The organism is Bradyrhizobium sp. UFLA05-109 (assembly GCF_054185165.1).
In genome coordinates this window covers 1-25,549 of sequence record NZ_JBBIAR010000080.1, presented here as the reverse complement: position 1 = coordinate 25,549, position 25,549 = coordinate 1, and the positions used below count along the sequence as shown (strand labels likewise).

Sequence of the window (25,549 nt, the reverse complement as noted above, 5' to 3'; positions counted from 1 at the left end):
TGACGTCAGCTCGTCGAGCCGGTCACGCCGGTAGCGCGGGTCCAGCGAAACGGGCGATAGCGAACGGTCCCCAACACGACCGAGCCGTCAGCGCTCACCGCATCGGCGCTTGATTTCGTCGGACATGGCTGGGCGTGCGTGCAAGCGACGTCAGCGCTGATATAGGCGGCAGAGCCGATCGCCGCGACGACAGCTCCCCCCGTCGTCGCGATCAGCCATTTCCTTGCCATGATCACCTTGTGTCCCGTCGGGCGCCTTCTCGTGCCCCGGTACGGACGGCCTGAAGGAGCGTCAGGTGGCCGAGAGGCGAGCATCTCGTTTGTTGCTCATCGGGCGGCAATATCGAGCAACGTGTTGAGTTCGTCTGCTGACGGCAGCAGGTAAACGGAGCGCTTATGCACTGCAAGAACCTGCGTCAGGCCGGCGGGATCATAGAGCCAGCTCGTGCTGCGTCCGTTGCGGACGATTTGAAGCTTGTAGGAATGGCGCATGATAGCCCCAGCTCCAGCATCCACACGCCGCGACCAGAGATCATCGAACATTGCCAGTTCGCGATCCGATGTGATCTCGCGCACGATCCGAGATTGCCCATCAAGAACCGCTATCTTCGTCGCTGGCGCAGACCTGCCCCAAATGACTTGCCAAACCGAAGCCAACGCCCCCAATGCGGCAAGTACGAGCAGAGCCCACAACCAATTTCGCCCGGTCATGAACGATTTCCTTCAAGCGATACGTCAAGATTGCAGGATGACTCGGGCTTCATCGAGGCGACGTGCGCGCAACGAATCCGGTCGTTTCGCCGTTGATGTCCCCACCATCACGTTCATTCGGCGAAGGGGATCGTCTCGTTGCGCAAGCGTATTCCCGGCGGGTAGCCCTCATGGTCCTCCGTTGCCCAATAGGGCCCCAAGGCATAGCCCATATGGTCCCAGAACCGGTCCCACATCGGCGAGCGCACGCCAGCGCGATAGCCATCCTGCTCGCTGAGGGCCTTGTCGCGCCAGCGCTGCGCGATCTCTGGCGTCACCAGAGCGAAAAACATCGTATCGCCGTCTGTCGCATCGATGGAAAGCAGGACCCGCCCGCGGGAGCCGATGTGTTGTTCGAGCTCCTCGGTCGCCTGAGCATAAAGAGACCACACGGTCTTGCGATATGCGGAAACCGAGTTCTCGTCAGAAAGGTTCTCAATTCCTTCCGGCGTGATGCACGGCCCGAAAACGGCTTTGACCGCGGGCGGAAGAGCAGTGGGATCGATGGCTCCTTGGTTACGCCAGCGGCCGAATATCTCGTTGAGGTATTTGTCCTCGGCCGAACATAGCTTGCCCTGGCCGTCGAGCAGGGTGGCCGTTGCCAGAAAGCTTCGCGTGGTTGGCTCGTAGTCCTCCGCTCCATAAAAGCCGACCGTCTCCGGGCCTACCGGCGGATCGGCGATCCAGGCCTCCACTTGAGCCATGATCGCAGCATCGTCCCCCGAGAAATCCCGGGCGAAGGAGAGAATGGGATTTTCGTGTTTCATACAACCTCGCATTGATAGTCGGTGTAGCGGCTGTCGCTTGTCGCGCTTGTATAGTCGCCGCTTCGGCATCCTAGGTTCGGCATGGCGACCGTGGAGCCACCGGCTACTTTGCATGGGGTTGTTTTCGACTATTTTGCGCGGGGCCTTGGCGAACGTGTTCGCCCGCAAAGATAATGCCCGGGACTAGGCCCGGGCATTGCATTCTCTCAATGAACGCGGAGGCCGCCTCATGCCCCCATCGCCGGCATGCGGGGATATTCACCCGGCGTGCCGGCGGGCGGGATCGGGATGCCGCCGTCGGCATATTCGTTGAGCTTGTTGCGCAGCGTGCGGATCGAGATGCCGAGGATATTGGCGGCGTGCGTCCGGTTGCCGAGGCAATGCTTCAGCGTCTCCAGGATCAGGTCGCGCTCGACGTCGGCGACCGTGCGTCCGACCAGTGCCCGCGTCACCTGCTCGGCGGCCATCGTGGCGTGTGCCACTGCCGGCGCGGTCCTGGCGACGTCGAGGCGGTCTCCGTCCGGCGTGATGATGGCGTCAGCGCCGATCTCGTCGCCCTGCGCCATCAGCACCGCGCGATGCATGGTGTTCTCGAGCTCGCGGACGTTGCCCTGCCAGCGGTTGGTCGAGAGCACGCGGCGCGCTTCCGCCGAAATCGGGCGCAGCGGCACGCCGTTGGCCTCGGCATACTTCTTCACGAAATGCTGGGCGAGCTCGAGGATGTCGGCAGGACGCTCGCGCAGCGGCGGGATCTTCAGGTTCACGACGTTGAGGCGGAACAGCAGATCCTCGCGGAACGTACCTTCGCGTACGGCCTCGGCCAGGTTGCGGTTCGAGGTCGCAATGATGCGGATGTCGACGGGGACGGGCTTGGTGCCGCCGACGCGGTCGATCACGCGCTCCTGGATAGCGCGGAGCAGTTTCGACTGCAGGCGGACGTCCATCTCGGAGATTTCGTCCAGCAGGAGCGTGCCGCCGGTCGCCTCCTCGAACTTGCCGATACGGCGGGCGACCGCACCGGTGAAGGCGCCCTTCTCATGACCGAACAGCTCGGATTCCAGCAGATGCTCGGGGATCGCGGCGCAGTTGATGGAGATGAAGGGGCGTTTGGCACGGGCCGAGCGTGAATGGACGTAGCGCGCCAGAACTTCCTTGCCGGTGCCGGATTCGCCGGTGACCATTACCGAGGCGTCCGAGCCCGCGATCTGCTGGGCGAGCTTGACCACGCGCGCCATGGCGTCGTCGCGATAGATGAGCTCGCGGGAATCATTGGCGACCGCGGCGAGCACGGCGGCGATCAGCTCCGGCTCCGGCGGCAGCGGGATGTATTCCTTGGCGCCGGCGTGGATCGCAGCGACCGCGGCGCGGGCGTCGTTGGTGATACCGCAGGCGACGATGGGAGCATGGATGTGCTCGGCTTCCAGTCGCATCACGAGATCGCGGATGTCGAGGGCGACGTCGACCAGCAGCAGGTCGGCGCCCTTGCCGCCGCGCAGCACACGCATCGCCTGCTCGTGGTCCTCGGCGTGGGTCACGGTGGCGCCGTTCTCCATCGCGATCTTGGTGGCAGTGGTGAGCTGGCCCTTCAGTGTGCCAACGATGAGAAGCCGCATGTCAGTCTCCTGTCCGTCTGTTCGCGCTGGCGCGCCCTATTCCCTGCGTTGCGCTACAGCATGATCCGGAAAAAGTGCGCAGCGGTTTTCCGGGAAAGATCATGTTCAAACCATTAGCTGCGTTCGGTCTTGATGATTTCCGTCATGGTCACGCCGAGCTTGTCCTCGACCAGCACCACCTCGCCGCGGGCGACGAGGCGGTTGTTGACGTAGATGTCGATGGCCTCGCCGACGCGCCGGTCGAGTTCGAGCACGGTGCCGGGGCCGAGCTTCAACAGGTCGGCGACATCCATCTTCGAACGGCCGAGCACCGCCGAAACCTGCACCGGCACGTCGAACACGGCCTCGAGGTCGGCGGCAACGCGGGCGGCGTATTCGTCCTCGTTGTAGCCGACATCGGTGCCGGTCTGCGCCATCGGGCCGTTGAGATCAGGAAGCGGGACCTGCCCGTCGGTGTTGCTCATGGCCTAGTTCCCCTTGCGGGACGCGATATAGCGTCCGACGAGTTCGTCGATCTTGCCAAGAATGGCGCCGCGCTCGAGCACGACGCCGCCATCGGCCCATTCGATCCGGCAGTCGCCGGTCGCAATCTCCGGCTCGGCCAGGATCACCAGCCGGCCCTCGAAGCCGCTCTGCTTGGCGAGCCGCTCGATCCGCTCGCGCGCGCTCTCGTAGAGCGCGTCGTTGATGCGAACGACCAGGTGCGGCGTTGCGACCAGGTGTGAGAAGCAGTCCTTGACCAGCGCGACGATCTCGCCGAGCGGCTCGGCGGCGATCAGGTCGGCGCACAGCTTGCGCGCCACCGCGACCGCGACGTCGACCGCCTCGGTCTCCATCCTGGCCTCGATAGTGCCGATGCCCGAGGCGATGCCCCTGACCGAGATGTTGATCTCCTCCATGGCGAGCGCGACGCGGCGGTCGCTCTCGGCCTTGGCCTCGCGCTGTCCGGCGTCGAATCCTGCCTGGTAGGCGCGCGCCTCGGCGGCGGCGATCTTCTGCGCGATCTCGGCTGCGCTCGCAGCCTTCTCGCGCGTCCGGTCGGGCGCGGAGAAGTCGTTGTCGAACAGGAATTTCGCGGGTGCCGCCATCAGTACACCAACTCGTCGTCAGCGCGGTTCTTGGTCAGCATGATCTCCCCCTTGGCGGCGAGGTCCTTGGCGAGGTTGACCAGCAGCGCCTGCGCCTCGTCGACATCGCGCAGGCGGACCGGTCCCATCGCTGCCATGTCGTCCTGGAGCATCTTGGCGGCGCGTGAGGACATGTTACCGAAGAAGAAGTTGCGGACGTCCTCGTTGGCGCTCTTCAGCGCGACGGCGAGCTTGTCCTTGTCGACGTTGCGCATCAACGTCTGGGCGGAGCCGGAGTCCAGCTTGACGAGGTCGTCGAAGGTGAACATCAGGGCCTTGATGCGCTCGGCCGACTCCCGGTTCTCCTCTTCCAGCGAGGTGATGAAGCGGGTTTCGGTCTGGCGGTCGAAATTGTTGAAGATTTCCGCCATCACCTCGTGGGCATCGCGGCGGCGCGTCTGTGACAGGTTCGACATGAATTCGACGCGAAGCGTCTTCTCCACGCTCTCGATGACCTCCTTCTGCACCGCCTCCATCTTCAGCATGCGGTTGACGACATCGAGCGCCAGCTCTTCGGGCAGGATGCCGAGGACGCGTGCGGCGTGCTCCGGCTTGAGCTTGGACAACACCACCGCGATGGTCTGCGGGTATTCGTTCTTCAGGTAATTGGCGAGCACCTCTTCCTGCACGTTGGAGAGCTTCTCCCACATGTTGCGCCCCGCCGGGCCGCGGATCTCGTCCATGATGCCGTTGACGCGCTCGGGCGCCAGGTATTGCTGCAGCAGTCGCTCGGTGGCGTCGAAATTGCCCATCAGCGCGCCGGATGCCGACATGCGCGAGACGAATTCGAGCAGCATGTCCTCGACCGTGTCGACCTCGACCGTGCCGAGGGTGGACATCTCCAGCGAGAGCTGGCGCACCTCTTCGTCGTCGAGCAGCGACCAGATCTTGCCGCCATACTGCTCGCCCAGTGCCAGCATCAGGATTGCGGCGCGCTTCGGTCCCGCCAACGGCTCGGACTTGCCGTCCTTGGACCTGTTGCCGGCACGCTGGCCGAGCGTCGAGATGACGCTGGTGATGTCTTGCGAGTTGGCGTTTTGCAGGGAAGGGGCCATGTCAGTTCACTTCATCATTTCGCGGGTTCGCTCAGCCATTGGCGGATGATGGCGACGGTTTCATTGGGGTTGCGCTCGGCGAGCTCGCCGACGCGATGAACGGACTGGGCGTGGACCTGGCCCTGGATGGTGGCGACGTCGATCGCGCTCGCCGTGGCATTGCCGCTCGGGACCAGCGCGTGGCCGCCGCCCGAGGCGGAAGTGGATTCGTCGGTCAGCGCAGGGGCGCTCAGCGCGCTGGTCAAGGCTGCGACCTCGTCGGAGGCGAGGATCCGCTTCACCAGCGGCCGGATCACCATGAACATCACGACGAGGCCGAGCAGCATCATCACGCCGAGCTCGACGAAGTACATCACGTCGTCCTTGGTGAACTGCAGCATGCCGAGGAAGCCCGATGGCTCGGCGATCGGGGCGGTCGACGGCGCATCCGCAAAGCGCAGGTTGACGACCTCGACCTGGTCGCCGCGCTTCTGGTCGAAGCCGATCGCCGAGCGCACCAGCGTGGCGATGCGGTCGAGCTGCTCTTTGGTGCGGTCCTGATAGACCAGATCGCCCTTCTCGTTCTTGGAGTAGATGCCGTCGACCAGCACCGCGACCGAGATGCGGTTGACGCGGCCGGCCTCGGTCACCTCGGTCTTGGTGGTGCGGGAGATCTCGTAGTTATTGGTTTCTTCGGTCTTCTTGCTCTGATCACGGGCCGCGACCGCCGTGCCGCCCGATGAATTGCCAGGCAGCTCGTTGTTGACGGTGACCTGGCCGTTATTGTCGGCCGTGAGACTGCTCTCTTCCCGGGTCTGGCTTGAGCGCAACACGCGGCCTTCGGGATCGAACTTGTCGGAGGTCTGGGTGATCTTGTTGAAGTCGAAATCGGCGGAGAGCTGCACCCGGGCACGGCCCGAGCCGACCACCGAGGAGACGATGTCCTCGACCTGCTTGCGCATCCGCTTCTCGAACGTGGTGCGGCGCTCGTCGCCGAGCGCCTGGTCGGGGTCGGTCGCCGCACCATCGGCGAGCAGCTGACCGGATTCGTCGACGATCGAGACGCGCTGCGGTTTCAGCCCGTTGACGGCGGAGGCGACAAGATGGCGGATGGCGCGGATCTGCTGCGCTTCCAGCGAGCCACGGACCCGCACCACGATCGAGGCTGACGGCTCCGGCGCCTCGCGCGAGAACAGCGGGCGCTCCGGCAGGACGAGGTGGACGCGGGCGGCCTGGATACGGTCGATGGCGCGGATGGTGCGGGCGAGCTCACCCTCCAGCGCGCGCAGATGATTGATGTTCTGGACGAAGCTGGTGGTGCCGAGTGCGTCCGACTTGTCGAACACCTCGTAGCCGACGCCGCCACCCTTGGGCAGGCCGCCTTCTGCAAGCTTCATGCGCAGCCGCGTGACCTTGTCCTTGGGCACCATGATGATGCTGCCTTCATTACGCAGCTCGAACTGGATGCCCTGGCGTTCCAGATCCTTGATAATGCTGGAGGAATCCTCGACGCTGAGATCGGTGAACAGCGTCGTCATCTGCGGCGTGGTCACGCGCATGATGACGAAGGCAAAGAAGCCGATGAGCGCGAAGGTGACCGCGATCATGGCCCCGAACCGGGCGGCGCCGATACCTTTCAGGAAGTCCAACAGACCTTGCAAGCAATCGCCCCGCCAGATTCGGCCTGCAACCGGCAAGCCGACTGGGCAATTATTGCCTAGGTGATGGTTTCGATATGGTTAACGAAGATTAAGAGATGGGACAAAAGTGGCGACATGAAAAAAATCGGCCTCGCAGAGCGAGGCCGATTTGCGTCAAACTTGGCGAATTTCCAGATCGCTTACTGGCGATACTGCTGGATGCGCGTGGTGCGCAGTCCGGCCAGACCATGCTGGTCAATGGAAAACTGCCAGGAGAGGAATTCGTCTACCGTCAGGGTGTAACGGCTGCAGGCTTCCTCGAGGGAAAGGAGGCCTCCTCGGACCGCGGCAACGACTTCGGCCTTGCGTCGGATGACCCAGCGTTTGGTTCCCGGTGCAGGCAGGTCCGCGATCGTCAAAGGGCTGCCGTCCGGCCCGATGACGTATTTCACCCTCGGGCGATGGGGTTCTGTCATGGCGTACTCACAAACTCTCAACCACTGAACTCACGCCGTAACCCTACGCCGGTCGGCTTAAAAATTGGCTAAGCCTAAGGCTTCAATACAATTCTCGTTGAAAATGGCTGGAACACGATCGGCCCGGCGGGCTGAAAACACGGTTTCAGCCGGCCGGGCGAGGGTCTTCGTAAATACTTTACTAACGAACGAAGCGCGCAAACACGGCGCGTCAGGCGAAGCGCCGCCTTAGTTGCTCGTGCTGGTCGCGACGATGCTCTTCACCTGGCTCAGCGTGTAGCTGTTGCCGTCGATCGAGAGCAGCGGCGGCGACTGGGTCAGGTCGACGGAATTCACCGTGCCCTGCACCTGCGCGGCGACGCCGACAGTGTTGCCCGAAGCGTCCTGGCCGGTCGCCGAGATCGTGTACTTGCCGTCCGGCCACTGCGTGCCGTCATTGCCTTGGCCGTTCCAGGTGAAGGGAATGTCGGCGCCGGCGCCGGCCGTATATTTGCCGGTGAACACGGTTTGGCCGCTGGAATTGGCGATCGAAATATCGACCGTGGCGCTGGACGGCACGTTGAGGTGCCAGGTCGCCGACGAGTTCGTCATGGTCGCTGTGGTGCCGTCGACCACGGCGGTCTTGCCGACGAAGTCCAGCGCCTGCGTTGCCTGCGTGGTCTGTTGCAGGGTGACGAGCTGGGACAGCGAATCGTTGGTCTTGAGCTGCTGTTCGACGCCGGCGAACTGCACCAGTTGCTGGGTGAACTGGTTGGTGTCGAGCGGATCGAGCGGGTTCTGGTTCTGCAGCTGCGTCGTCAGCAGCGTCAAAAAGGTCTGGAAGTTGCCGGCGAGCGTCGTTCCCGTGGTCGAGCTCAGGCTCGAGCTCGACGAGGAGGACGATGACGATGTCTGCGTCGTGCCAGAGACGACGGAAGGGGCGGTGGCGGCATTCGTGGTGGTCATGTCGAATACTCCTCACACTCTGATGTCGACGCCGCTGCTCGATCCGAGCATACGGCCATAGCCGCGTCCCACGGGCGCGGCTGTAACCGTGTCCTCGTCACTGATGATCAGCCGGCGGGCATTGCTGCCATTGTCGTTGTTGTTGCTCGAGTTCTGCCCGGAAGAGTTCTGGTCGCGCAGGCTGAATGACAGGCCATTGCTGCCGGTCTTGAGGCCGGCATCGTCGAGCGCGCGCTGCAATTGCGGTGCGTCCTGCCGCAGCATCGACAGCGTCTCCGGCTTCTCTACGGTGAGATGCGAGGTGACCTGGCCGTTGCGGTCGACGTTGATGCGCACGTCGATGCGGCCGAGTTCGACGGGATCGAGGCTGACATCGAACTGGGTCTTGCCGCTGCGCGCGGCCGCGGCGATGGTGACCGGCAGGCCGCTGATTGGCACCGCGGTCGCGGTGGCCGCAGTCGCGGTCAGGGTCGCCGTCGATGCGCCGGCGACCGAGGTCGTCGTGGTCTGCGGAGCCTGCACTGCGGCCGCGGCCTGGGCGCTGGTGTCCGTCGTGCTGGTCAGCGACTGAGTGCTGGCCGTGTGGTCGTGCGTCGATGTCGTGGCGGCTGCGGCCGCAGCGCTCTTGTCTGATACGTCGGCCTTGGCCTCGGTCGTGTTGCCCTCGACCTGCGGCTTACCGGCCTGCGGATGCGCGGCCGCGTTCGTGGCCGTCACCGCCTGGTTGGGCGTCGTGCCGGTCGTGCTCGTCTTGCTCGCGTCCTGCCCGAGATCGGAAACGTCGGTGTTCTGCTGCGTCGTGGCGGCCGCCTTGAATGAGGTCTTGGGCGTCGCCTGGGCGACGGCAGTCAGAGCGCCCTGGGTTTGCGGATCGGTTGGCGAAGCATCGGCCGTCGCGGTGGCGGTCGCGTCGGTCAGCGCGGCTTTTGCGGCGGTGCTGGCACCGGTGGTCGCGGCGGTCTTGCTGCCGGTTGCGTCGGTCTTGATGGCCGGCGCAGCGATCTGCGCCGCGGTCGAGGCGCTCGCGGCGATGCCGGCGGCTGCGATCGTCAGCGGCGAGTTTGAAGTGCTGGCCGCCTGGGTGGCGGCCGGGTTGGGATCGACCGGCACGACGGGGGCCACGACGACTGCGTTCGGATCGGCCGTTGCAGTCGGCGCGGTGGCTGCCTGCGTGGGATCGGCCTGAATGGCGGCGGAGAGACCGTCAGCGTCCTCGGTCTTGTCGCCCTTGCTGTCGTCGGATTTTTCGGTCGATTTCGTACCTGAGGCGTCCGACTTGCCTTTGGTCTTGTCGGTTGCCTTCGTGGGATCGGCCGGCGTGTCGGTCGTTGCAGATGTCGAACTGTCGGTCGTATTAGTCGATTTGCTGTCCGACGACGGATCGGTCGAGGAAGTGTCGCGCGTGCTCCTGTCGGAGGATGACGAGGATGCACTGTCGGTGCGGCGCGATGCGGGGTCCGAGGTCGGCGTGCTGCTGGCAGCCGTGGCGTTGCTGTCGACGAGCGCGCCGAACTGGTCGTTCGCCGTCGATCCCTGCGAGCGGGCAGGCTTTGGCGGTGCCGTCTGGACCGACACGCTTGCGGCAACATCTGACGTCACGTTGACCACGGACACGCCCCTTGAAATGAACTCGGGACAAGTGGTCTGCAAAGAGCGGGCCAGTCCGGCTCGTAGCCATTTTTTACAATACAATCAAATACTTGTTTCGTGATGCGTGGTGCCGGGAAGGCCTCGGAAACCCATCCCATTTCTGCCTCCCGGCAAGAATTGCCCTAAGCGCCAGGCGAAAGCCTCCCCTGCGATTGCTTCAAGGGAATACGGCCTATATTAAAGGGTAGCTCTCAGCCGCTTTCGACCGGGCAAGCCGACTCGTGGAACTCTTTCCGTTCCCTGAGACCGCCCCTTTCCCGGCCGAACAACGCGGGGCCAGCGGAACACGTCCGCAGCAGGTCGCATTCAACAGCCGGAACCATGCGCAACAGTCTGGATCTCGAAGGCCGTCCGCAGGACACCAGGGTCGTCGTCGCCATGTCGGGCGGCGTGGACTCCTCGACGACGGCTGCGCTGCTAAAGGCCGAAGGCTACGACGTTGTTGGCATCACGCTCCAGCTCTACGATCACGGCGCGGCGACCCATCGCAAGGGCGCCTGCTGTGCAGGCCAGGACATCCACGACGCGCGCGACGTCGCCGCCAAGCTCGGCATTCCCCATTACGTGCTCGATTACGAGGATCGCTTTCGCGAGTCCGTCATCGACAATTTCGCCGATAGCTACGCGCTCGGCGAAACGCCGGTGCCGTGCATCGAATGCAACCGCTCCGTCAAGTTCCGCGATCTCCTGAAGACCGCGCGCGAGCTCGGTGCCGTGGCGCTTGCCACCGGTCACTATGTCGCCTCCCGCGGCCTCGCCGACGGTTCGCGCGCGCTTGTCTGCGCGGCAGATGGCGAGCGCGACCAGAGTTATTTCCTGTTCGCGACCACGCGCGAGCAGCTCGACTACTTACGCTTCCCGCTCGGCGACATGACCAAGACCGAGACGCGCGAGCTCGCCCGCCGCTTCGGTCTCAGCGTTGCCGACAAGCATGACAGCCAGGACATCTGCTTCGTACCGACCGGGCGCTACACTGACATCATCACGCGGTTGCGCCCCAATGCGATGGAGCCCGGCGACATCGTCGATCTCGATGGCCGCGTCATCGGCCAGCATCACGGCATCGCCAATTTCACTGTCGGCCAGCGCCGGGGCTTAGGCATTGCCTCCGGTTCGCCGCTCTACGTGGTGCGGCTCGAAGCTGTGACGCGCCGCGTCGTGGTCGGCCCGCGCGAGGCCTTGAAGATGCACCGCATCGTGCTGCGCGACGTCAACTGGATCGGCGACGGTGATATCGATCGTGCCATCGGAGGCGGCCTCGAAATGTTCGTGCGCGTGCGCTCGACCCGCGCGCCGCAGCCGGCTTGGCTGCGCGGCGGCAACGGCCACTACGAGGTCGAGCTGGTCGCAGGCGAAGAGGGCGTCTCGCCGGGACAGGCCTGCGTATTTTACGATGCGCCATCAGGACAGGCGCGCGTGCTCGGCGGCGGTTTTATCCAGAGCGCAGCCGCGAAGGTTGCAAGCGATGCGGCGCGGCCGCTCGCGGAAGCGGTCCGCGGCTAAAAATCTTTACAGGGCAGGGGGCATGGCAGCAGATATCTCGCGCGCCGGGGTCGAGAAGGCCTATGGCCGCTGGGCGCCGGTCTACGATCTCGTCTTCGGCAAGGTGTTCGACGCAGGGCGCCAGTCGACCATCGCGGAGGCCGACAAGATCGGCGGCCGGATCCTCGACGTCGGCGTCGGCACCGGCCTGTCGCTGTCGGATTATTCGCGCTCGACGAAAATCTGCGGCGTCGATATTTCCGAGCCGATGCTGCGCAAGGCGCAAGCACGAGTGCGCGCGGAAAAGCTCGGCAATGTCGAGGTGCTCAGCGTGATGGATGCGAAGAATCTCGCATTCCCCAATTCCTTCTTTGACGCGGTGGTCGCGCAATATGTCATCACCGCGGTGCCAGATCCCGAAGGCACGCTCGATGAGTTCGTGCGTGTGCTGAAACCCGGCGGCGAACTGATTCTCGTCAACCACATCGGCGCCGAGAGCGGACCGCGAAAACTGTTCGAGCTCGCCTTTGCGCCACTTGCCCGAAGGCTTGGCTGGCGCCCCGAGTTTCCTTGGGACCGCCTCGTCACCTGGCAGAAGCGCCATGGCGGCATCACGCTTGCCGAACGGCGCCCGATGCCGCCGATGGGCCATTTTTCGCTGATCCGCTACCGCAAATCGTGAACGCAGCTAACTGGAACACGCGCATGTCGCCGTGCGTTTGCATCACATGCGCACGACATCAAAATTCATTCTTGCAAGCCTCCTGATCGCCGCCTCAGGGAGCGCAATCGCGCAGGCTCCGCCCAGCCCGGCGACGCCGCCGCAGGCGACCGCCCCGCCGCCTCCGCAACGCGCCAGCGATTGCACGCCGACCCAGAGCGATCAGCCCCGCGGCACCGTGAAGCCCGACGGCCAGACCACCGGCCAGGCGCGGGAACCGCTCGGTGACAAGCTGGCGCAATCCGACGGCGTCCTCTGCCCGCCCACAGGCGTCGACCCCGAAATGCGTGCGCCTGCACCGGATGTCGGCAAGACGCCGATCATCCCGCCCCCCGGCAGCCCTGGCGGCGACCCCAATGTGAGGCCGAAATAGGCTTTTTCACCTCTCCCGCGCGCGGGGTCGAAATCCGCGGCAGCGCGGATTTCGGGATGAAGGGCGCTCCGCGAGTCTGATGCGGGAAAGGGCGCCGCGAGGTGCCCACTTTGCTTGACAGCCCGCCGCCCCCTTCCTTATATGCCGCGCGTTCGCGAGACCGGCCGTTTCGGCCCCGCGAGCCCTGTGGCGGGGTAGCTCAGCTGGTTAGAGCACGGGAATCATAATCCTGGGGTCGGGGGTTCGAGTCCCTCCCCCGCTACCATCGATTGGGTAGCTCCCAATACTCAAAATTCTCCAGTGATTTCAATGGGTCAGACCGTATTTCGTTGCGGCGGCGTGACCTGTGTCCCCTACATCGGACACGGTCTTGAAGATGGCTCGTCACGCCTATGGTCGACGTCCGTGGATTGCGGAAGAATTCTACAAGGCCGGTAAGGAGCCCAAGGATGTGGCGCCATCAACGATTCAAACATCTGGACGGCGCGGAACGATTGTCATCGGAGTGAACGAATAAACGGCCTGGCCATCCTGGTTGTACATCGTCCATTTCATGTTCACCGTGCCATGCGGCTTGCTCTTCGATGGCGTGAGGCTTTCGACCTCGCCTTCCAGACGTAGGACATCGCCAGGACGCACCGGGGCCAGCCAGCGCACCCCGCCTCCAATCCCGATGATCGGATGATCACCGAAAGGGCGAGTTTCGACCAGCAACCTCATCGCAATCGAGGCCGTATGCCATCCGGATGCCGCAAGGCCTTTGAAGAAGGTCCTGCCGGCGGCTTCTTCATCCAGATGCATCGGCTGCGGGTCAAATTCGGCCGCGAACCGTTTGATTTCCGGAGCGGTGATCTGGGCTTCACCCGACTTGAACTGCATTCCGACGGCAAGATCATCAAACCACGCGATCGTCGTCATGGGATTTGTCCTTCAACCAGTACCTTCACGCTTCAACAAGAGGCATTGCTAAGACGTCGTTCAGGACTCGTGAGCGCTGGCTGCGACCATTATAATTGTTGCCTGCAGTTTGTTCGTCCGGCGCCTCTGCGATCGCCTGGACACTCACCGCCGCCCGCGCTCCTGCGATTTTCTTTCGCCGATCAAACAGGGCACCCGGGGCTCTTTCGCGGTGGCTGGCACGATCCCGCTCTCCGGCGTGAGGCCCGCGACTTCGAGAACAAGCTTGATCCGGATTGCCTCCTGGAAGTTTTCGCGATCTTTGATCGTCATGATGAAGGCGCCCGGCCCTCCGATCACGCAGTCCTCGTAGTAGAGATCGAGATTCTCGATATCGATCGTCGAAAGGGATGGCTGCTTCACCATGATCGGCAGGCCGTTGATGATAATGCCTTTCTCCAGGGCAGCGTCACGCGCGTCGGTTACAGGGGCTCCATCGTTGTTCGGCCCATCGCCGGAAATATCGATGACGCGCCGCGACCCGCGAAACGGATTTTCTTCGAACAACTGCAGTGCGAAATTAATCGCTCCGGAAATCGAGGTACTCGAACCTCGGCGAACCGGCGTTTCCATGATCTCGGCGGCCACCGCAGCCGCCGATTCTGGGCCATCGATCACGCGCCAAGGGATGATGATCTTCTCGTCGCCCGACATCGACCACTCGAAATAGGTTACGGCCACCTTGCTGCCCGGAATGGCCCCCAGCGCCTGAAGAAACTCATTCGAAACGATGGCTCGCGCATAGCCCTCACGCTGAATGGCAAGTTCGTCCATATCCATCGAATAGGAGATGTCGACGGCGATAACGAGCTCGACATTGACGGATGGCACATTTTGCTTGGTATCGGCGAATCGAGGTTTCGGGCTCGGCCCGACAATGCCAGCCGCGTCACCGCCGATTATCGCCCCCGCAAGAAACAACGCTCCGACCGAGACACAGCAGCGCATGGCGGCCCTCCCGTCGTTCAGAAGCATGGTGACACCCGAAGCGCCCCGTGAAAAGCGGAAACATGCAATTGGCGTCCACGTCCGCCGCAATCGAGACGGCCTACGTTTGGACTCGGCTATCTTCAATGTCGTGCGAATAGCGAGCCGCAGCTAGGAAAGACGGCCTGCATGCCTTGGCTGGCGCCGCGTGCAAAATCGACGCAAATGACGCCGGATGAACTGCGACCCGCTGCTGCTCCTCTTGGGGTCGTTCTCAATAAGAGAACGTACTGATCTCAACAAATCATTGTGTCGTTATCGAACCTTGGCGCGTTAGCCCAGCACATAATTGCAGCGTTCCGACCAGATTGTTTGATCAGATAGGAAGGTGTCTTCATGTCTCCTGAAACCAAAGAACTTCTCAAGACGACCTGGACAAAGATCATTCCGATCAGCGATGTCGCAGCTGGCCTGTTCTATGAGAGACTGTTTACGCTCGATCCATCGCTGCAGCGATTGTTCAAGAATGCAGATATGAAAGAGCAGCGCCGAAAGCTGGTCCAAGCATTGAACGCCGTGATCAATAGTGTCGATGACTTGCCGTCCTTGATACCAACGCTAGAGATCCTCGGGCGGAACCATGTTCGGTATGGCGTAGAGGATCGGCATTACGAGACGGTTGGCTCAGCCTTGCTATGGACACTGGAACAAGGGTTGAAAGAGGCTTGGACACCCGCAGCGAAGTCCGCCTGGCTGGTGGCCTACAGCACTGTGTCCGGCGTTATGCGTAATGCGGCAGCCGCATCGTGAGAGAACGTGACCACGACCGCGCAGGCAATCTAAATCTGGCACGGGGATTTTTGGAAGCCCTGTGCCAACCGCCTCGCGTGCAGGAACGTTAATCGTCACAAGGCGCTCGTGCACGAAATCGAAAGAGGACCTCTGCAAACCGGTGTTCATAGCGTCGGCTTGCACGACCTCCACATTCTGCAAGCCGCGTCGGGCGATTTCGGAGCGCGCCATCGCGACGAACCGCTGCTCGCGCTCCAGCCCAACGACTGATCCTTCCGCGCCCACCCGTTCGGATAAGAGATTCACAATGCCAATTGGGCCGCAGCCAACATCCAAGGCGCGCCAACCCGGTCGGATGTCCATCTGGTCGAGAAGCCAGCGCGATTGAGGCTCAAATTCTGCGGCCTGTGCGACCAGCCGCTCCTGCTCGGTTTGCGTCCCACCCAACACATAGGGATCGGATTGCTCCGGCATGACGTTACCCCCGTCCACGAATCCGGCGTCTTGGAGCACGCGCTTTCTCAAACCCGATGATGCGCAGCTTTGAACCAAGCTGTAAATGCACTACGTTATTTGACGCCAATCACCTAGGTCTGGTTTTGGCTCTTAGCGGACGCCACCTTGGTAAGGCAGGGTTTCCCGCTTGGCTCGAGGGCGGCAACAACGTCGTTGCCGGCAAAGTCTTCTTCTGCGACGCTCGAATTGCTTGGTTTCCTCCAATGGGCTTTCCAGCAATCTGTTGCGCCAAAGAGCGATCCATTGGGATCGCGTCATCGCCAGAGCCGGAGGCAGTATTGAAGTACCAGTTCGCCGAGTTCGAGATCGACCTCAGCCAGCAGGAGTTGCGCAGGCGTGGCGAGTTCATTCATATCGAACCTCAGGTCTTCGACCTTATTGTTCATCTGGTGCGTAATCATGATCGGATTGTAAGTAAGGATGAGTTGATTGAAACCATTTGGCACGGTCGAATCATTTCCGAAGCAGCGCTCAGCAGCCGAGTTAACGCAGCCAGGCGGGCGCTTGGTGATAACGGCAACGACCAGTCGCTCATTCGTACACAACACAAGCGTGGCTTCCGATTCGTCGGACACGTTCAAATAGTCTCAGCGTCGGAAGCGGATGGTGAAAACGCTCAGCGTCCTAGCGAGCGAAGCGTCGGTTCGGAAAGCAAATCCACCACTGTTTCCGTCGCGACCGAGGTGTCCAACCTCGACAATATCGTCTCGGAAACAGTCAGGGCCGAGGCTATTGCGCGCTTATCGATCGCCGTAATGCCGTTCGGGAACATGTCTGATGACCCCGACAACGATTACTTTAGCTACGGTCTAACGGAAGATATCATTCGTCTCCTCGCTCGGAACAGGTGGCTGTCGGTCATTTCGCGACACTCAACCATCGGCTTCCAAGGGCGGATGGTCGACGCGCGGGAGATAGGCGAACAGCTGAGCGTAAGGTATGTGCTCCTCGGCAGCGTACGAAAAAATCGCGACACGGTGAGGATAACGGCCGAGTTAGTCCGGGCAGCGGACGGGCAGCAAGTGTGGTCGGACAAGTATGATCTGCAGCTTGAGTACATTTTTGATATTCAAGACGAGATGGCGAGGCAGATTGCTGCAACGATCGAACCCGAGTTATCCAAGGTCGAGCAGCAGCTAGCTGCTCGCAAGCCTCCCGAAAGCCTCGACGCATGGGACTGCTACCAGCGTGGCCTATGGAATTTGTGGCGCTTTACCACTCCGGGATTTGATTCTGCTGAAACGTATTTCAAGCGTGCCATCGCGGAAGATCCATACTTTGCTCGCGGGCACGGCGCTCTCAGCTACGTAAATATACAACGTGCCTTTCTAGACGAACCAAAAGACCGCTTAGCGCGACTTGAAACCGCTTTGCGGCAGGCGCAAACGGCAGTAGCCCTCGACGACCTTGATTGCTTTTGCCAGTGCGTCCTTGGTCGGGTCCTGTGCCTAACTCGTCACAATGACGAAGCACTGGCGGCTCTCGATCTTTCCTTGGAGCTAAACCCGAGTTTTGCCCAGGCCTATTTTGCGCAAGGCTTTAATTTGCTGTGGCATGGCCGAGAGACCGATGCTGAGACCTTGCTCGACCGCGCGACTGTGCTCAGTCCACGGGACAGCCATCTTTGGAGTTTCCATCACGTTCGCGCTTGGACTCACTTTTCCCTAGGCGAGTACGATATAGCAGTCGAGTTCGCACGACGGGCAACTCGGCTAAGCAATGCCACATATCAAGCGTTCGCCCCACTGGCCGCTTCACTAGGCATTCTCGGTGATAAGACACAAGCGGAAGCTGTTGCTGCTGAGCTGCTTCGGCGTAAGCCCGGCTACACTACTGAAACTGCTCGTCAGCAACTGTTTTATTGCAACGATCCGGACCTTATCGATCGCTTCATTCGCGGTCTAGGTAATGCGGGTATTTCGCAGCCCCGAGCTTAGGACGCACTCTCGCGTAGCCACGTCGAGTGTTGCTCTGTCCCGCCTGCATCACGAGCCTTGGCTTAAGTCCGATGACGTCCCTCAGCGGACCTAGCGCAGACTCCAGCCGATCTGGGCTTTGACCCGTAGCAGACGAGGAATCGCGGAGGTCGGCACTGACCCGAAGGCGACACCAATTGTCAGGGGCGTTGCAGACGGCGGGGTCCCAGGAAGGCGGCCCCTTTTGAAGGAGCCGCGGGGTTTCGAAGTCGAACTATCGATCGAAATCGCAAGCAGCGCAGCTGCTTGGAAGCGAGTTGTTCTCACCCCGTATCTTCACGCGATTGAGAGCGCTGCGTGATCGCCCCGCTGCTCCTTGCCTGCCTCAGCAAAAAATCCACGGCATCTAAAGAAATTCCGGATGCCGGCTTCAAGCATGCGTCGGCAAAGGCGCGTAAATCGATCTGATATTTGGCGAGCGCAAAGCCCGCAAGACCCGAGTGAGAGGAAGATTTACGAATCTTACTTCGGGTTTGTCACCAGAGGAGAACAAGATGACGACGACGAGTGCAAGCGCGAAAATCAATAACGGCGTCAACGTCGAGGCGTTGTTGGGTGCCCGTGTGGCACTTGAGCAAGCGCCTGAGGCGGCTCAGTTCAAGTGGCGAGCGAGCTGCGAATGGGTGAATGGCACGCACAGCCGCTCTGCTATTGGCGGTTTCTTTGGGCTCGGAGCCGAGCAGTCCCGCGACAAGACGTTCACCGTCGAGGCAGATCACCCGCAGGTCTTTGCCGCCGAAGACAGTGCTCCGACTCCTGTCGAGCTTGTCCTTTCCGGGCTCGCGAGCTGTCTCACGGCGGGTGTTGCTGCGATTGCCCAGCGCCGCGGCATACAGCTCCATTCGGTCAGGGCGTCGCTCGAGGCCGACATGGATATTCAGGGAATCCTGGGCATCGACGACGAGGTGCGCAATGGCTTCGGCGCCATCCGCGTCCACTTCGATATTCGCGCCGATGCGAGCGAAGACGACATCAAGGCGTTGGTAGCTCAATCGCAGAAGCGGTCGGCCGTATTCGACATCGTAACCAATCCGACGAACGTCTTCGTGACCGTTAACTGAGGACGACGGTTGGAGAAAAAGGAGCGAGTGCTTTGGAATTCGCGACCGCCATCATTATCGGCGCCGGCCAATCCGGATTGGCCATGAGCTGGCATCTGAGCGCGCGTTCGATCGACCATGTGGTCCTTGAGCGCGGCGAAGTAGCCAACTCATGGCTGACGGAGCGGTGGAACTCGCTTCGCCTTCTGACGCCCAACTGGCAAACTCGACTGCCAGGATACGCCTACCGCGGTGATGATCCCGACGGATTCATGACGATGTCGGAGGTCGTCAGTTTCCTGCAGGGATACGCCAGGCTTTCGTGTGCTCCAATTGTGCCGGGAGCGCGCGTCACCCGGGTAAGGCAGCAGGAGGTAGGTTACGAGATCGAAACCAACCTCGGTCCATGGCGCTGCCGCAAGCTCGTGATCGCAACCGGCGCCTGCAACCTTGCCTCGATCCCGTCGCTCGCTGCGGGTTTGCCTGCCGCCGTGACGAGCCTCACCCCGCTGCAATACACCAATCCCGATCTCCTGCCCAATGGCGGCGTGATGATCGTCGGCGCCTCAGCAAGCGGCATTCAGCTCGCCCGGGAGATCCGAGCGGCCGGCCGCAGAGTCGTACTTTGCGTCGGAGAGCACGTCCGGCTGCCGCGGACCTATCGCGGACGGGATATCCAGTGGTGGATGGACGCCATCGGTGCCATGGATGTTCGGTACGACACCATGGTGGAGGATATCGAAAGGGCGCGGCGACTGCCGTCGCTTCAGCTCATCGGAACGCCTGAACGCGTCACGGTCGATCTCAATAGCCTGCGCAAGGCGGGCGTCGAGCTCGTGGGTCGCCTTGTCGGACTTTGTGACGGCAAGGCGCAGTTTTCGGGATCGCTCGCCAATCATTGCGCGCTGGCCGATCTGAAAATGAACCGTCTTCTCACCAGCATCGATGATTGGGTGAACACGAGCGGACCGGCGCAGCTGTTTGCCCCGCCTCATCGTTTTGAGCCGACGGATGTCGGGTCGGAAACCAGTCTCTGCCTGGACTTAATCCGTTCCGGTATCGGTACGGTGATCTGGGCGACGGGCTATCGCCCCGACTACTCCTGGCTGGACGTCCCCGTGCTCGACCGCAAGGGACGCATCCGTCACGACGGCGGGATTGTTTCTGCACCGGGAATGTACGTCATGGGCCTGCCATTCATGCGCCGGCGCAAATCGTCTTTCATCGACGGAGCGGGCGCCGATGCTGCGGATCTCGCCGCCCATCTGAGCCGGAACCTCAATCGCGCTGCTGCCTGAGAGCAATTGTCATGAACGGTCTCCACGGTCTCGACTCACATTATGACGCAGTAGTTATCGGCGCACGCTGCGCGGGCGCGGCCACCGGCCTCCTGCTGGCCCGGTCGGGTGCCAAGGTCCTGATGGTCGATCGGCAGCCCTATGGCGCCGATACGATGTCGACGCACGCCCTGATGCGGTCCGCGGTTATGCAGCTCGAGCGATGGGGATTGATTCCGAAGTTTGCAGCGGCGGGAACGCCTGCGATTCGATCGACCACGTTTCACTATGGCGACGAGATCGTTCGAGTGGATATCAAGCCGGATCACGGCGTCGATTTTCTGTTGGCGCCGCGACGCACCGTGCTCGATCCGTTTCTCGCCGATGCGGCCCGCGAAGCCGGCGCGGCGGTTCGCCATGGCACCGCTCTTTCCGAGTTGCAATTTGCATCGAACGGCCGGGTTATTGGCGCCTCACTGAGAGATGGCAGCGGTGCGTGCATGACCGTCCGCTCGGATATCGTCATCGGTGCGGACGGCCGCCAGTCGACCGTTGCGCAGCTCGTCAATTCAGAAACACTGGTCGAAGGCTTCAATGCCTGTGGCATCGTTTTTGGCTACTTTGCAGACCTGAACAGCGACGGCCTGCATTGGCATTTCGCAAGGAATGCCGCGGCAGGAGTGATTCCAACGAACGCTGCTCACTGCGTCTTCGCGGCGGTTCCGGCTTCTCAATTTGTCGCGACGTTTCGCGGCGATGTGATGCGCGGTTTCCTCCAGGTGCTGGCAGCGAGCTTTCCCGAGCTGCGCGCCGACGTCGGCAGAGCCACGCTGGTTGGCCGCCTGCGGAGCTTTGCGGGCGCAACGAGCTACCTTCGACAATGTCATGGTGCAGGGTGGGCCCTGGTCGGCGATGCCGGCTATTTTAAGGACCCCCTGACCGCGCACGGAATCACGGACGCCCTGCGCGATGCGCAATTGCTGTCGCGAGGGATCATGGACGGCGGCATCCGTGGCCTTGAGAGCTACCAGCGTGAGCGCGACGAACTGTCCTTGCCGCTTATTCGCGCCACCGATGCGATTGCCTCGTTCTCGTGGGACTTCGACGAAGTCAAGCAGCTTCATGCCGATCTGAGCGCGGCAATGAAAGCGGAAGCTAATCACATCGCGAACTTGTCTCAACAACCGTCCCTCGCAGCATAGGAGCACGAGAAATGTCGACCGAGTCACCCTGGACCCGAACGCTGGCCGGCCGACCCGTGCCAGGTCGCCGTGCTGAAAGGAGCCGCACGACCACGATGCGCGATGTCGAAATGTTCACCGAGATGACGGGTGACAAGAACCCTGTCCATTACGACGTGGAACTGGCGACTGCGTCACCCTTTGGCGGGCTTATCGTACAGGGCGGGGTCACGACCGGTCTCATGAACGCCGTCGTTGCCGAAGATCTCCCGGGGCCGGGCACGGTATTTCTCGAAACAAACTGGCGTTTCGTCAAGGCCGTACGGGTCGGAGAGACGATTACCGCAAGCATCAAAGTCGAGCACGTCCGGGACGACAAGCCGATCTGCAAATTGGAGACCGTCGTCCGCAACGCACGCGGAGAAGATTGCGTGGTCGGAACCGCGATAACCTACACGATGCCGTTGTCCCGGCGCGTGGCTCGCCCGGCGAAGCGTGCCGTAGCCGGGTGACGGGTCGGTCGTGCGGGACTCATGCAACGATTGCAATGACACCGGCGCCGATCGGTCCTGCGGTCTCGCTTAGGTGAGTGACGAATGCCGCGGCCTCGCATCACAATCGGGACAATTGCCTTGACCGGTTTGGCGATGGCCGCGTTTGCGGCAAATTCCGTGCTTTGCAGGTTAGCCCTATCTCAGGCCGCGATCGATCCTGCCACCTTCACCCTTGTCCGGCTTGCGTCAGGCGCGTGCGTACTGTGCCTCATCTTGTCGCTTCGCCGGAAGCCTGAACAGCCCGCGGGATCGTGGCCAGCATCTGTTGCGCTATTCGCTTATGCGGCCGCGTTCTCCTTTGCATATGTCTCCCTACCAGCCGGTACGGGATCGCTCCTTTTGTTTGGCGCGGTTCAGACTACAATGGTCGGCTATGGGCTCGTTCGCGGTGAACGTCTATCCGCCTTGCAGTCGTTCGGACTGACAATTGCGGTCGCCGGACTGGCGGCACTCGTAGCTCCCGGTGCATCGGCGCCTTCTGTAACGGGCGCCTGCCTCATGCTGACTGCCGGCGTTGCGTGGGGCGCTTACTCCTTGCTCGGCCGTGGCGTTGCAGATCCCATTAGCGCGACGGGTGCCAATTTCCTGCGTTCCCTTCCAATCGCCATCTGTCTTTTCCTGTGCGCCCTTTCGTTTGGCACGCACATCACCGTCATCGGGCTCGGCTGTGCAATCCTATCCGGCGCAGTTGCGTCCGGGCTTGGCTATACGGTCTGGTACGCGGTGCTCCCGGCGCTTACGCCCGCGCAAGGCGCCTCGGTGCAGCTGAGCGTTCCAGTCATTGCGGCATTGGCAGGCGCCTTGGTGCTAGGAGAAGCAATCTCCCTTCGCCTCTCCATATCTTCGCTTGCGATACTCGGCGGAATTGCGCTGGTCTTCGGCACTCAAGAACGCGCGGCATCCCGTAGCAGATAAAATACGCGCAAGTCTGCTCAATCTCCGATCTAAAGGCGCTTGGAACCGATATCCCGCCCCCGCCGCTCGCCCAGCTGACCAAAAAACCGAATGAGACTTCAGCATTCGGCCCGCAGCCGACATAACACCTTGATCCCAGACGACACCTCGATCCCAGACGTTTGCCTCAGGGGCAGACCGCACATGGAGCAGGGAAAGCCAGGACTTCCGTTCCTTGCCCATCCCGGTACTTGGCGGAGGTCCGCTTTGGCGCCGCTTATCGGTCCTAAGCAGACTATCAAACCTGATCGAGACGGCCTCTCGCACCACGAGCGCCGCGGGAGCCAACCCGGTCTCGGGTTAGACCCACGCTGGGAGCGGATCCAACACACGACTAGGTGAAAAGTAACGATCCCTCGGAGCTGTAACGCCGTCAACGACACGCAGATGCGTCGCCTCGACCGTCTTGCTCCTTGGCAGCCGCCTCCAGTTCGGCAAGCGAGGTGATCCCTAAATCCTTGTAGAGAAGCCCCCGCCGATGCGCTCGACGGGGGCTGTGCAGGTGGATGGCGCGAGGCTCTGGCTGGAGGGCTGGAGGTGTCGCATCAAGGACCCGCAGCAACAGATTACGGGATGACAGAACGGCCTGAATGTTAATTAGGTCACTTGACAGCGCGTGCGACAAATTGCCCATATCGGTTCCTTGGTCATCGCCCGCTTGCGGCGAACTCGCCTCCGTCCCAGTCGAGGGCGCCGCCGTGCGGCAGCACGGCAATGTACTCGCCGGCATCACGCAATGTCGTAGGCACGTGCTCGCAGTTATCGACGATGCATGCACGCCTGCACGTACTCCTTAAGGGCGGGATCACCCTTACCCCCACTGAGACCCATTCCTCGGCCCTCCTCTTTGCACCGTTCTACCTTCGCACCGACCTGCGGATGGTTTGCTTCGGCGCACTGACGGCGGAAAGGACCGGGGGGATATTGCATGCAGTTTTGCGCTTGGGCGCTGGTACTGCCTAGAATCACTGAGACGGCAATCAGCTTTCGGATCATGTCTGTACAAATATTCTGCGTCATGTCGTTCGTCCCCGCACTCTGATCTCAATAATGCCGCAGATGATCTCGCAACCGCAAAGCGAGCGCATCGTGCGCTAGCGACGTTGGTATTTGTGGCGTGGCTCGCCGATTTCGCGAAGGCTTGGTGTCTCGCCGCCGATGGCAGCGGCTATCAGCCGAAGGGCCTCATAAGCCTCCTGTGAGTCCTGACCAGAGACGCTCAACTGAGAGCCGGCGGGGCGCGACCTAAACGCAGACTCCTCCTCGTCGGCTAGATCATTCATTTCCTGAACGATCGCATCTAGCCGGTCAGCCAGGCTCTGAATTTCGTGTCGGCGCTGCTTATCCATTTGTCCTGCCAGGATATCGAGCCGGGGCCCGGTGTCTCGGCAATCAATTTCTAACGCACTACTCCAGTCTCAGAGAATGGACTATTTTGGCCTAATCAAACCGGCTGAGGACGTTGAAGGACGGGCTCGATCAACGAAGCGATGCACGAGCCGTAGCGCCCCGCGAAGGGGAGGAATCGTTTAGCGTCGAGGCCGCCTTTTTGACTCCGGTGCATCGAGGTCAGGTGGCTCGGATCCCTCGTCCCTCCACGAGGTGGGGTCTCCCGGGAGACTGGCAGGTTCGCTTTCGACTTGCTTGTTTCGGCTAAAGCCAAGACCTATCAGCCCGGCCATCACCAGTACGGTGCCGGCGATCATGAGCCAGTGCGGCAATTCCAACGGGGGCATTGCGGTCTCCCTCTGAGAGGAGCGCGTAGCCTGCCTGAAACGCGCGCGGACTACCCCAAACTGTGTGAATTATGCGCCCTTAGCCGACAGGCGGACAATACCCCGATCGGGGATGGATTTCCTAACACAGATCAGCGGCCCGCATCGCAGCAAACGGAGTGGGGCCTTCGAGCCTTTGACCCGCGTCCTCCGAAGCGACATTTCGCGACCGGCCTTCCCCTCTGGGGATCGGCTTGCGTCCGCCCGGACTACCGGACACCCCTTCTTAAATGCAAACAGTTCAAGGCTCGGATTGGCCATTGTTCTTCGTGCTGTTCGTCGTACTGCTCTGAGCGGGCCGCGTGCACGGCCGCGTGTCTCTGCGCCGTATGTCGGTAAATGACAGCAGCGCTTTGTTGTCCACAGTGTCAATCGCGATACACAATAGTGGCCCGATTCATCGTAGGCTTTTTCCGCGTCTTCATGGGCGCGTTTCCTCCCTAGCCTTAAGCCCGTCGCGAATGGCGGGCTTCCTTAAATGTGCGGTGACATAGGACTGAGCTTGTCAATCGCAATGAAGTACCTCCTATCGGGCTACCAGCCAGGAGGGTTCCATGCATCGGTGCTGGCTCAACAGAGGGACTGCGCGGAACTCCGCTCCCATTGGCGTCGTTGGTACGCTGCGAAGGAGGGACTACTATGCTGGACGCTGCCGCTCTGCGCGAAGATCTCGCCGCAATGGAAAAGCAAATCCGATTTAATCCCAACGACAATGATCTAATCAACAAATACCTGACATATGCCCGCAAGGTGCGTGAGATCGAACACTACGAAAACGGCTATGTGACTGCACGGCGGAAGCATCAAAACTAGATCCCCGGTGCGCGAGGGAATTGTAAAAGCGCAGCAGAATTTGCTGAAAGCCTCACTGTTACAGAATTTCGTTTCTCAATTGCAGGCAGAGTGGACTGCAAAGAATAGGCCCAGCTTCGGGGCTTCTATCCAGAGTCATCCGTGAAGAATACGGATCGGTCTGAGAAATAAGCAGAATTGGTCCTGATTAGTATTCGATTTTGCAGGAAA

At 61.6% G+C, this 25,549-nt stretch carries 26 protein-coding genes and 1 tRNA gene; 12 read left to right on the top strand and 15 right to left on the bottom strand.

All coding sequences use genetic code 11. The features are described 5' to 3' along the window. Positions 1 to 5: 5 nt before the first annotated feature. The 11 genes from Q3C01_RS38250 to Q3C01_RS38200 form a co-directional block, all read right to left on the bottom strand. Positions 6 to 230 carry a hypothetical protein gene (locus tag Q3C01_RS38250; protein WP_458150474.1) on the bottom strand — a complete coding sequence of 75 codons (225 nt, stop codon included), beginning with the start codon at positions 228 to 230 and terminating at the stop codon, positions 6 to 8. A 96-nt stretch (positions 231 to 326) separates the two neighbouring features. After that, positions 327 to 710 (bottom strand): hypothetical protein, encoded by a 384-nt coding sequence (locus Q3C01_RS38245; RefSeq protein WP_458150473.1) that lies wholly within the window; start codon positions 708 to 710, stop codon positions 327 to 329. A 113-nt stretch (positions 711 to 823) separates the two neighbouring features. Next, positions 824 to 1,516 (bottom strand): hypothetical protein, encoded by a 693-nt coding sequence (locus Q3C01_RS38240; RefSeq protein ID WP_458150472.1) that lies wholly within the window; start codon positions 1,514 to 1,516, stop codon positions 824 to 826. Positions 1,517 to 1,743: 227 nt separating this feature from the next. After that, a complete protein-coding gene (flbD, locus tag Q3C01_RS38235) occupies positions 1,744 to 3,129 on the bottom strand; it encodes a sigma-54-dependent transcriptional regulator FlbD (protein ID WP_458150471.1) in 1,386 nt (461 codons plus the stop codon). 113 nt (positions 3,130 to 3,242) lie between these two features. Next, the gene (gene fliN, locus Q3C01_RS38230; RefSeq protein WP_458150470.1) at positions 3,243 to 3,593 is read right to left on the bottom strand and encodes a flagellar motor switch protein FliN; all 351 of its coding nucleotides are present in this window, start codon (positions 3,591 to 3,593) and stop codon (positions 3,243 to 3,245) included. 3 nt (positions 3,594 to 3,596) lie between these two features. Then, a complete protein-coding gene (locus tag Q3C01_RS38225; protein WP_458150469.1) occupies positions 3,597 to 4,217 on the bottom strand; it encodes a FliH/SctL family protein in 621 nt (206 codons plus the stop codon). Then, a complete protein-coding gene (gene fliG, locus Q3C01_RS38220; protein WP_458150468.1) occupies positions 4,217 to 5,311 on the bottom strand; it encodes a flagellar motor switch protein FliG in 1,095 nt (364 codons plus the stop codon). The genes Q3C01_RS38225 and fliG overlap by 1 nt, the downstream gene beginning before the upstream one ends. Positions 5,312 to 5,325: 14 nt before the next feature. After that, positions 5,326 to 6,951 (bottom strand): flagellar basal-body MS-ring/collar protein FliF, encoded by a 1,626-nt coding sequence (gene fliF, locus Q3C01_RS38215; RefSeq protein ID WP_458150467.1) that lies wholly within the window; start codon positions 6,949 to 6,951, stop codon positions 5,326 to 5,328. 179 nt (positions 6,952 to 7,130) lie between these two features. Then, positions 7,131 to 7,406 carry a CtrA inhibitor SciP gene (gene sciP, locus Q3C01_RS38210; protein WP_002714638.1) on the bottom strand — a complete coding sequence of 92 codons (276 nt, stop codon included), beginning with the start codon at positions 7,404 to 7,406 and terminating at the stop codon, positions 7,131 to 7,133. 228 nt (positions 7,407 to 7,634) lie between these two features. After that, entirely contained in the window at positions 7,635 to 8,351 is a 717-nt protein-coding gene (locus tag Q3C01_RS38205; RefSeq protein WP_458150465.1) for a flagellar hook assembly protein FlgD, read from the bottom strand. Between the two features lie 12 nt (positions 8,352 to 8,363). Then, positions 8,364 to 9,959 carry a flagellar hook-length control protein FliK gene (locus tag Q3C01_RS38200; protein WP_458150464.1) on the bottom strand — a complete coding sequence of 532 codons (1,596 nt, stop codon included), beginning with the start codon at positions 9,957 to 9,959 and terminating at the stop codon, positions 8,364 to 8,366. A 363-nt stretch (positions 9,960 to 10,322) separates the two neighbouring features. Here Q3C01_RS38200 and mnmA point away from each other — a divergent pair, with 363 nt between their 5' ends. The 4 genes from mnmA (at position 10,323) to Q3C01_RS38180 (ending at position 12,842) form a co-directional block, all read left to right on the top strand. Further along, on the top strand, positions 10,323 to 11,504 hold the full coding sequence (gene mnmA, locus Q3C01_RS38195; protein ID WP_458150463.1) for a tRNA 2-thiouridine(34) synthase MnmA: 1,182 nt from the start codon (positions 10,323 to 10,325) through the stop codon (positions 11,502 to 11,504). Between the two features lie 22 nt (positions 11,505 to 11,526). Further along, positions 11,527 to 12,165: a class I SAM-dependent methyltransferase gene (locus Q3C01_RS38190; RefSeq protein ID WP_458150462.1), complete on the top strand. Its 639-nt coding sequence runs from the start codon at positions 11,527 to 11,529 to the stop codon at positions 12,163 to 12,165. 46 nt (positions 12,166 to 12,211) lie between these two features. Continuing rightward, a complete protein-coding gene (locus Q3C01_RS38185; protein WP_458150461.1) occupies positions 12,212 to 12,577 on the top strand; it encodes a hypothetical protein in 366 nt (121 codons plus the stop codon). A gap of 188 nt (positions 12,578 to 12,765) precedes the next feature. Then, positions 12,766 to 12,842: transfer RNA gene (locus tag Q3C01_RS38180), tRNA-Met, on the top strand. A gap of 203 nt (positions 12,843 to 13,045) precedes the next feature. Here Q3C01_RS38180 and Q3C01_RS38175 read toward each other — a convergent pair. Then, the gene (locus tag Q3C01_RS38175; RefSeq protein WP_458150460.1) at positions 13,046 to 13,495 is read right to left on the bottom strand and encodes a MaoC family dehydratase; all 450 of its coding nucleotides are present in this window, start codon (positions 13,493 to 13,495) and stop codon (positions 13,046 to 13,048) included. A 144-nt stretch (positions 13,496 to 13,639) separates the two neighbouring features. Next, complete coding sequence (locus Q3C01_RS38170; RefSeq protein WP_458150491.1) at positions 13,640 to 14,482, bottom strand: DUF1194 domain-containing protein; 843 nt, start codon at positions 14,480 to 14,482, stop codon at positions 13,640 to 13,642. Between the two features lie 375 nt (positions 14,483 to 14,857). Here Q3C01_RS38170 and Q3C01_RS38165 point away from each other — a divergent pair, with 375 nt between their 5' ends. Then, positions 14,858 to 15,271, top strand: a complete 414-nt coding sequence (locus Q3C01_RS38165) for a globin family protein (protein WP_458150459.1) — start codon at positions 14,858 to 14,860, stop codon at positions 15,269 to 15,271. Here Q3C01_RS38165 and Q3C01_RS38160 read toward each other — a convergent pair. Beyond that, the gene (locus Q3C01_RS38160) at positions 15,155 to 15,727 is read right to left on the bottom strand and encodes a class I SAM-dependent methyltransferase (protein ID WP_458150458.1); all 573 of its coding nucleotides are present in this window, start codon (positions 15,725 to 15,727) and stop codon (positions 15,155 to 15,157) included. The genes Q3C01_RS38165 and Q3C01_RS38160 overlap by 117 nt on opposite strands. Positions 15,728 to 16,047: 320 nt before the next feature. On the opposite strand from Q3C01_RS38160, the gene Q3C01_RS38155 reads away from it, so the two are divergent. From Q3C01_RS38155 to Q3C01_RS38130, 6 genes are all read left to right on the top strand, one after another. Continuing rightward, the gene (locus Q3C01_RS38155) at positions 16,048 to 17,706 is read left to right on the top strand and encodes a winged helix-turn-helix domain-containing tetratricopeptide repeat protein (protein ID WP_458150457.1); all 1,659 of its coding nucleotides are present in this window, start codon (positions 16,048 to 16,050) and stop codon (positions 17,704 to 17,706) included. Positions 17,707 to 18,239: 533 nt separating this feature from the next. Continuing rightward, complete coding sequence (locus Q3C01_RS38150) at positions 18,240 to 18,806, top strand: OsmC family protein (protein WP_458150456.1); 567 nt, start codon at positions 18,240 to 18,242, stop codon at positions 18,804 to 18,806. A 32-nt stretch (positions 18,807 to 18,838) separates the two neighbouring features. Beyond that, entirely contained in the window at positions 18,839 to 20,083 is a 1,245-nt protein-coding gene (locus Q3C01_RS38145) for a flavin-containing monooxygenase (RefSeq protein ID WP_458150455.1), read from the top strand. An 11-nt stretch (positions 20,084 to 20,094) separates the two neighbouring features. Then, positions 20,095 to 21,264 carry an FAD-dependent oxidoreductase gene (locus Q3C01_RS38140; RefSeq protein WP_458150454.1) on the top strand — a complete coding sequence of 390 codons (1,170 nt, stop codon included), beginning with the start codon at positions 20,095 to 20,097 and terminating at the stop codon, positions 21,262 to 21,264. A gap of 11 nt (positions 21,265 to 21,275) precedes the next feature. Next, positions 21,276 to 21,755 (top strand): MaoC family dehydratase, encoded by a 480-nt coding sequence (locus tag Q3C01_RS38135; protein ID WP_458150453.1) that lies wholly within the window; start codon positions 21,276 to 21,278, stop codon positions 21,753 to 21,755. 84 nt (positions 21,756 to 21,839) lie between these two features. Beyond that, positions 21,840 to 22,712, top strand: coding sequence for a DMT family transporter (locus Q3C01_RS38130; RefSeq protein ID WP_458150452.1), 873 nt, complete (start codon positions 21,840 to 21,842; stop codon positions 22,710 to 22,712). 1,133 nt (positions 22,713 to 23,845) lie between these two features. On the opposite strand, the gene Q3C01_RS38125 is transcribed toward Q3C01_RS38130, so the two are convergent. Beyond that, on the bottom strand, positions 23,846 to 24,100 hold the full coding sequence (locus tag Q3C01_RS38125; protein WP_458150451.1) for a hypothetical protein: 255 nt from the start codon (positions 24,098 to 24,100) through the stop codon (positions 23,846 to 23,848). A gap of 1,065 nt (positions 24,101 to 25,165) precedes the next feature. Between Q3C01_RS38125 and Q3C01_RS38120 the strand changes: the two genes are divergently transcribed. Beyond that, entirely contained in the window at positions 25,166 to 25,339 is a 174-nt protein-coding gene (locus Q3C01_RS38120) for a hypothetical protein (protein ID WP_458150450.1), read from the top strand. The last annotated feature ends 210 nt before the right edge of the window (positions 25,340 to 25,549 follow it).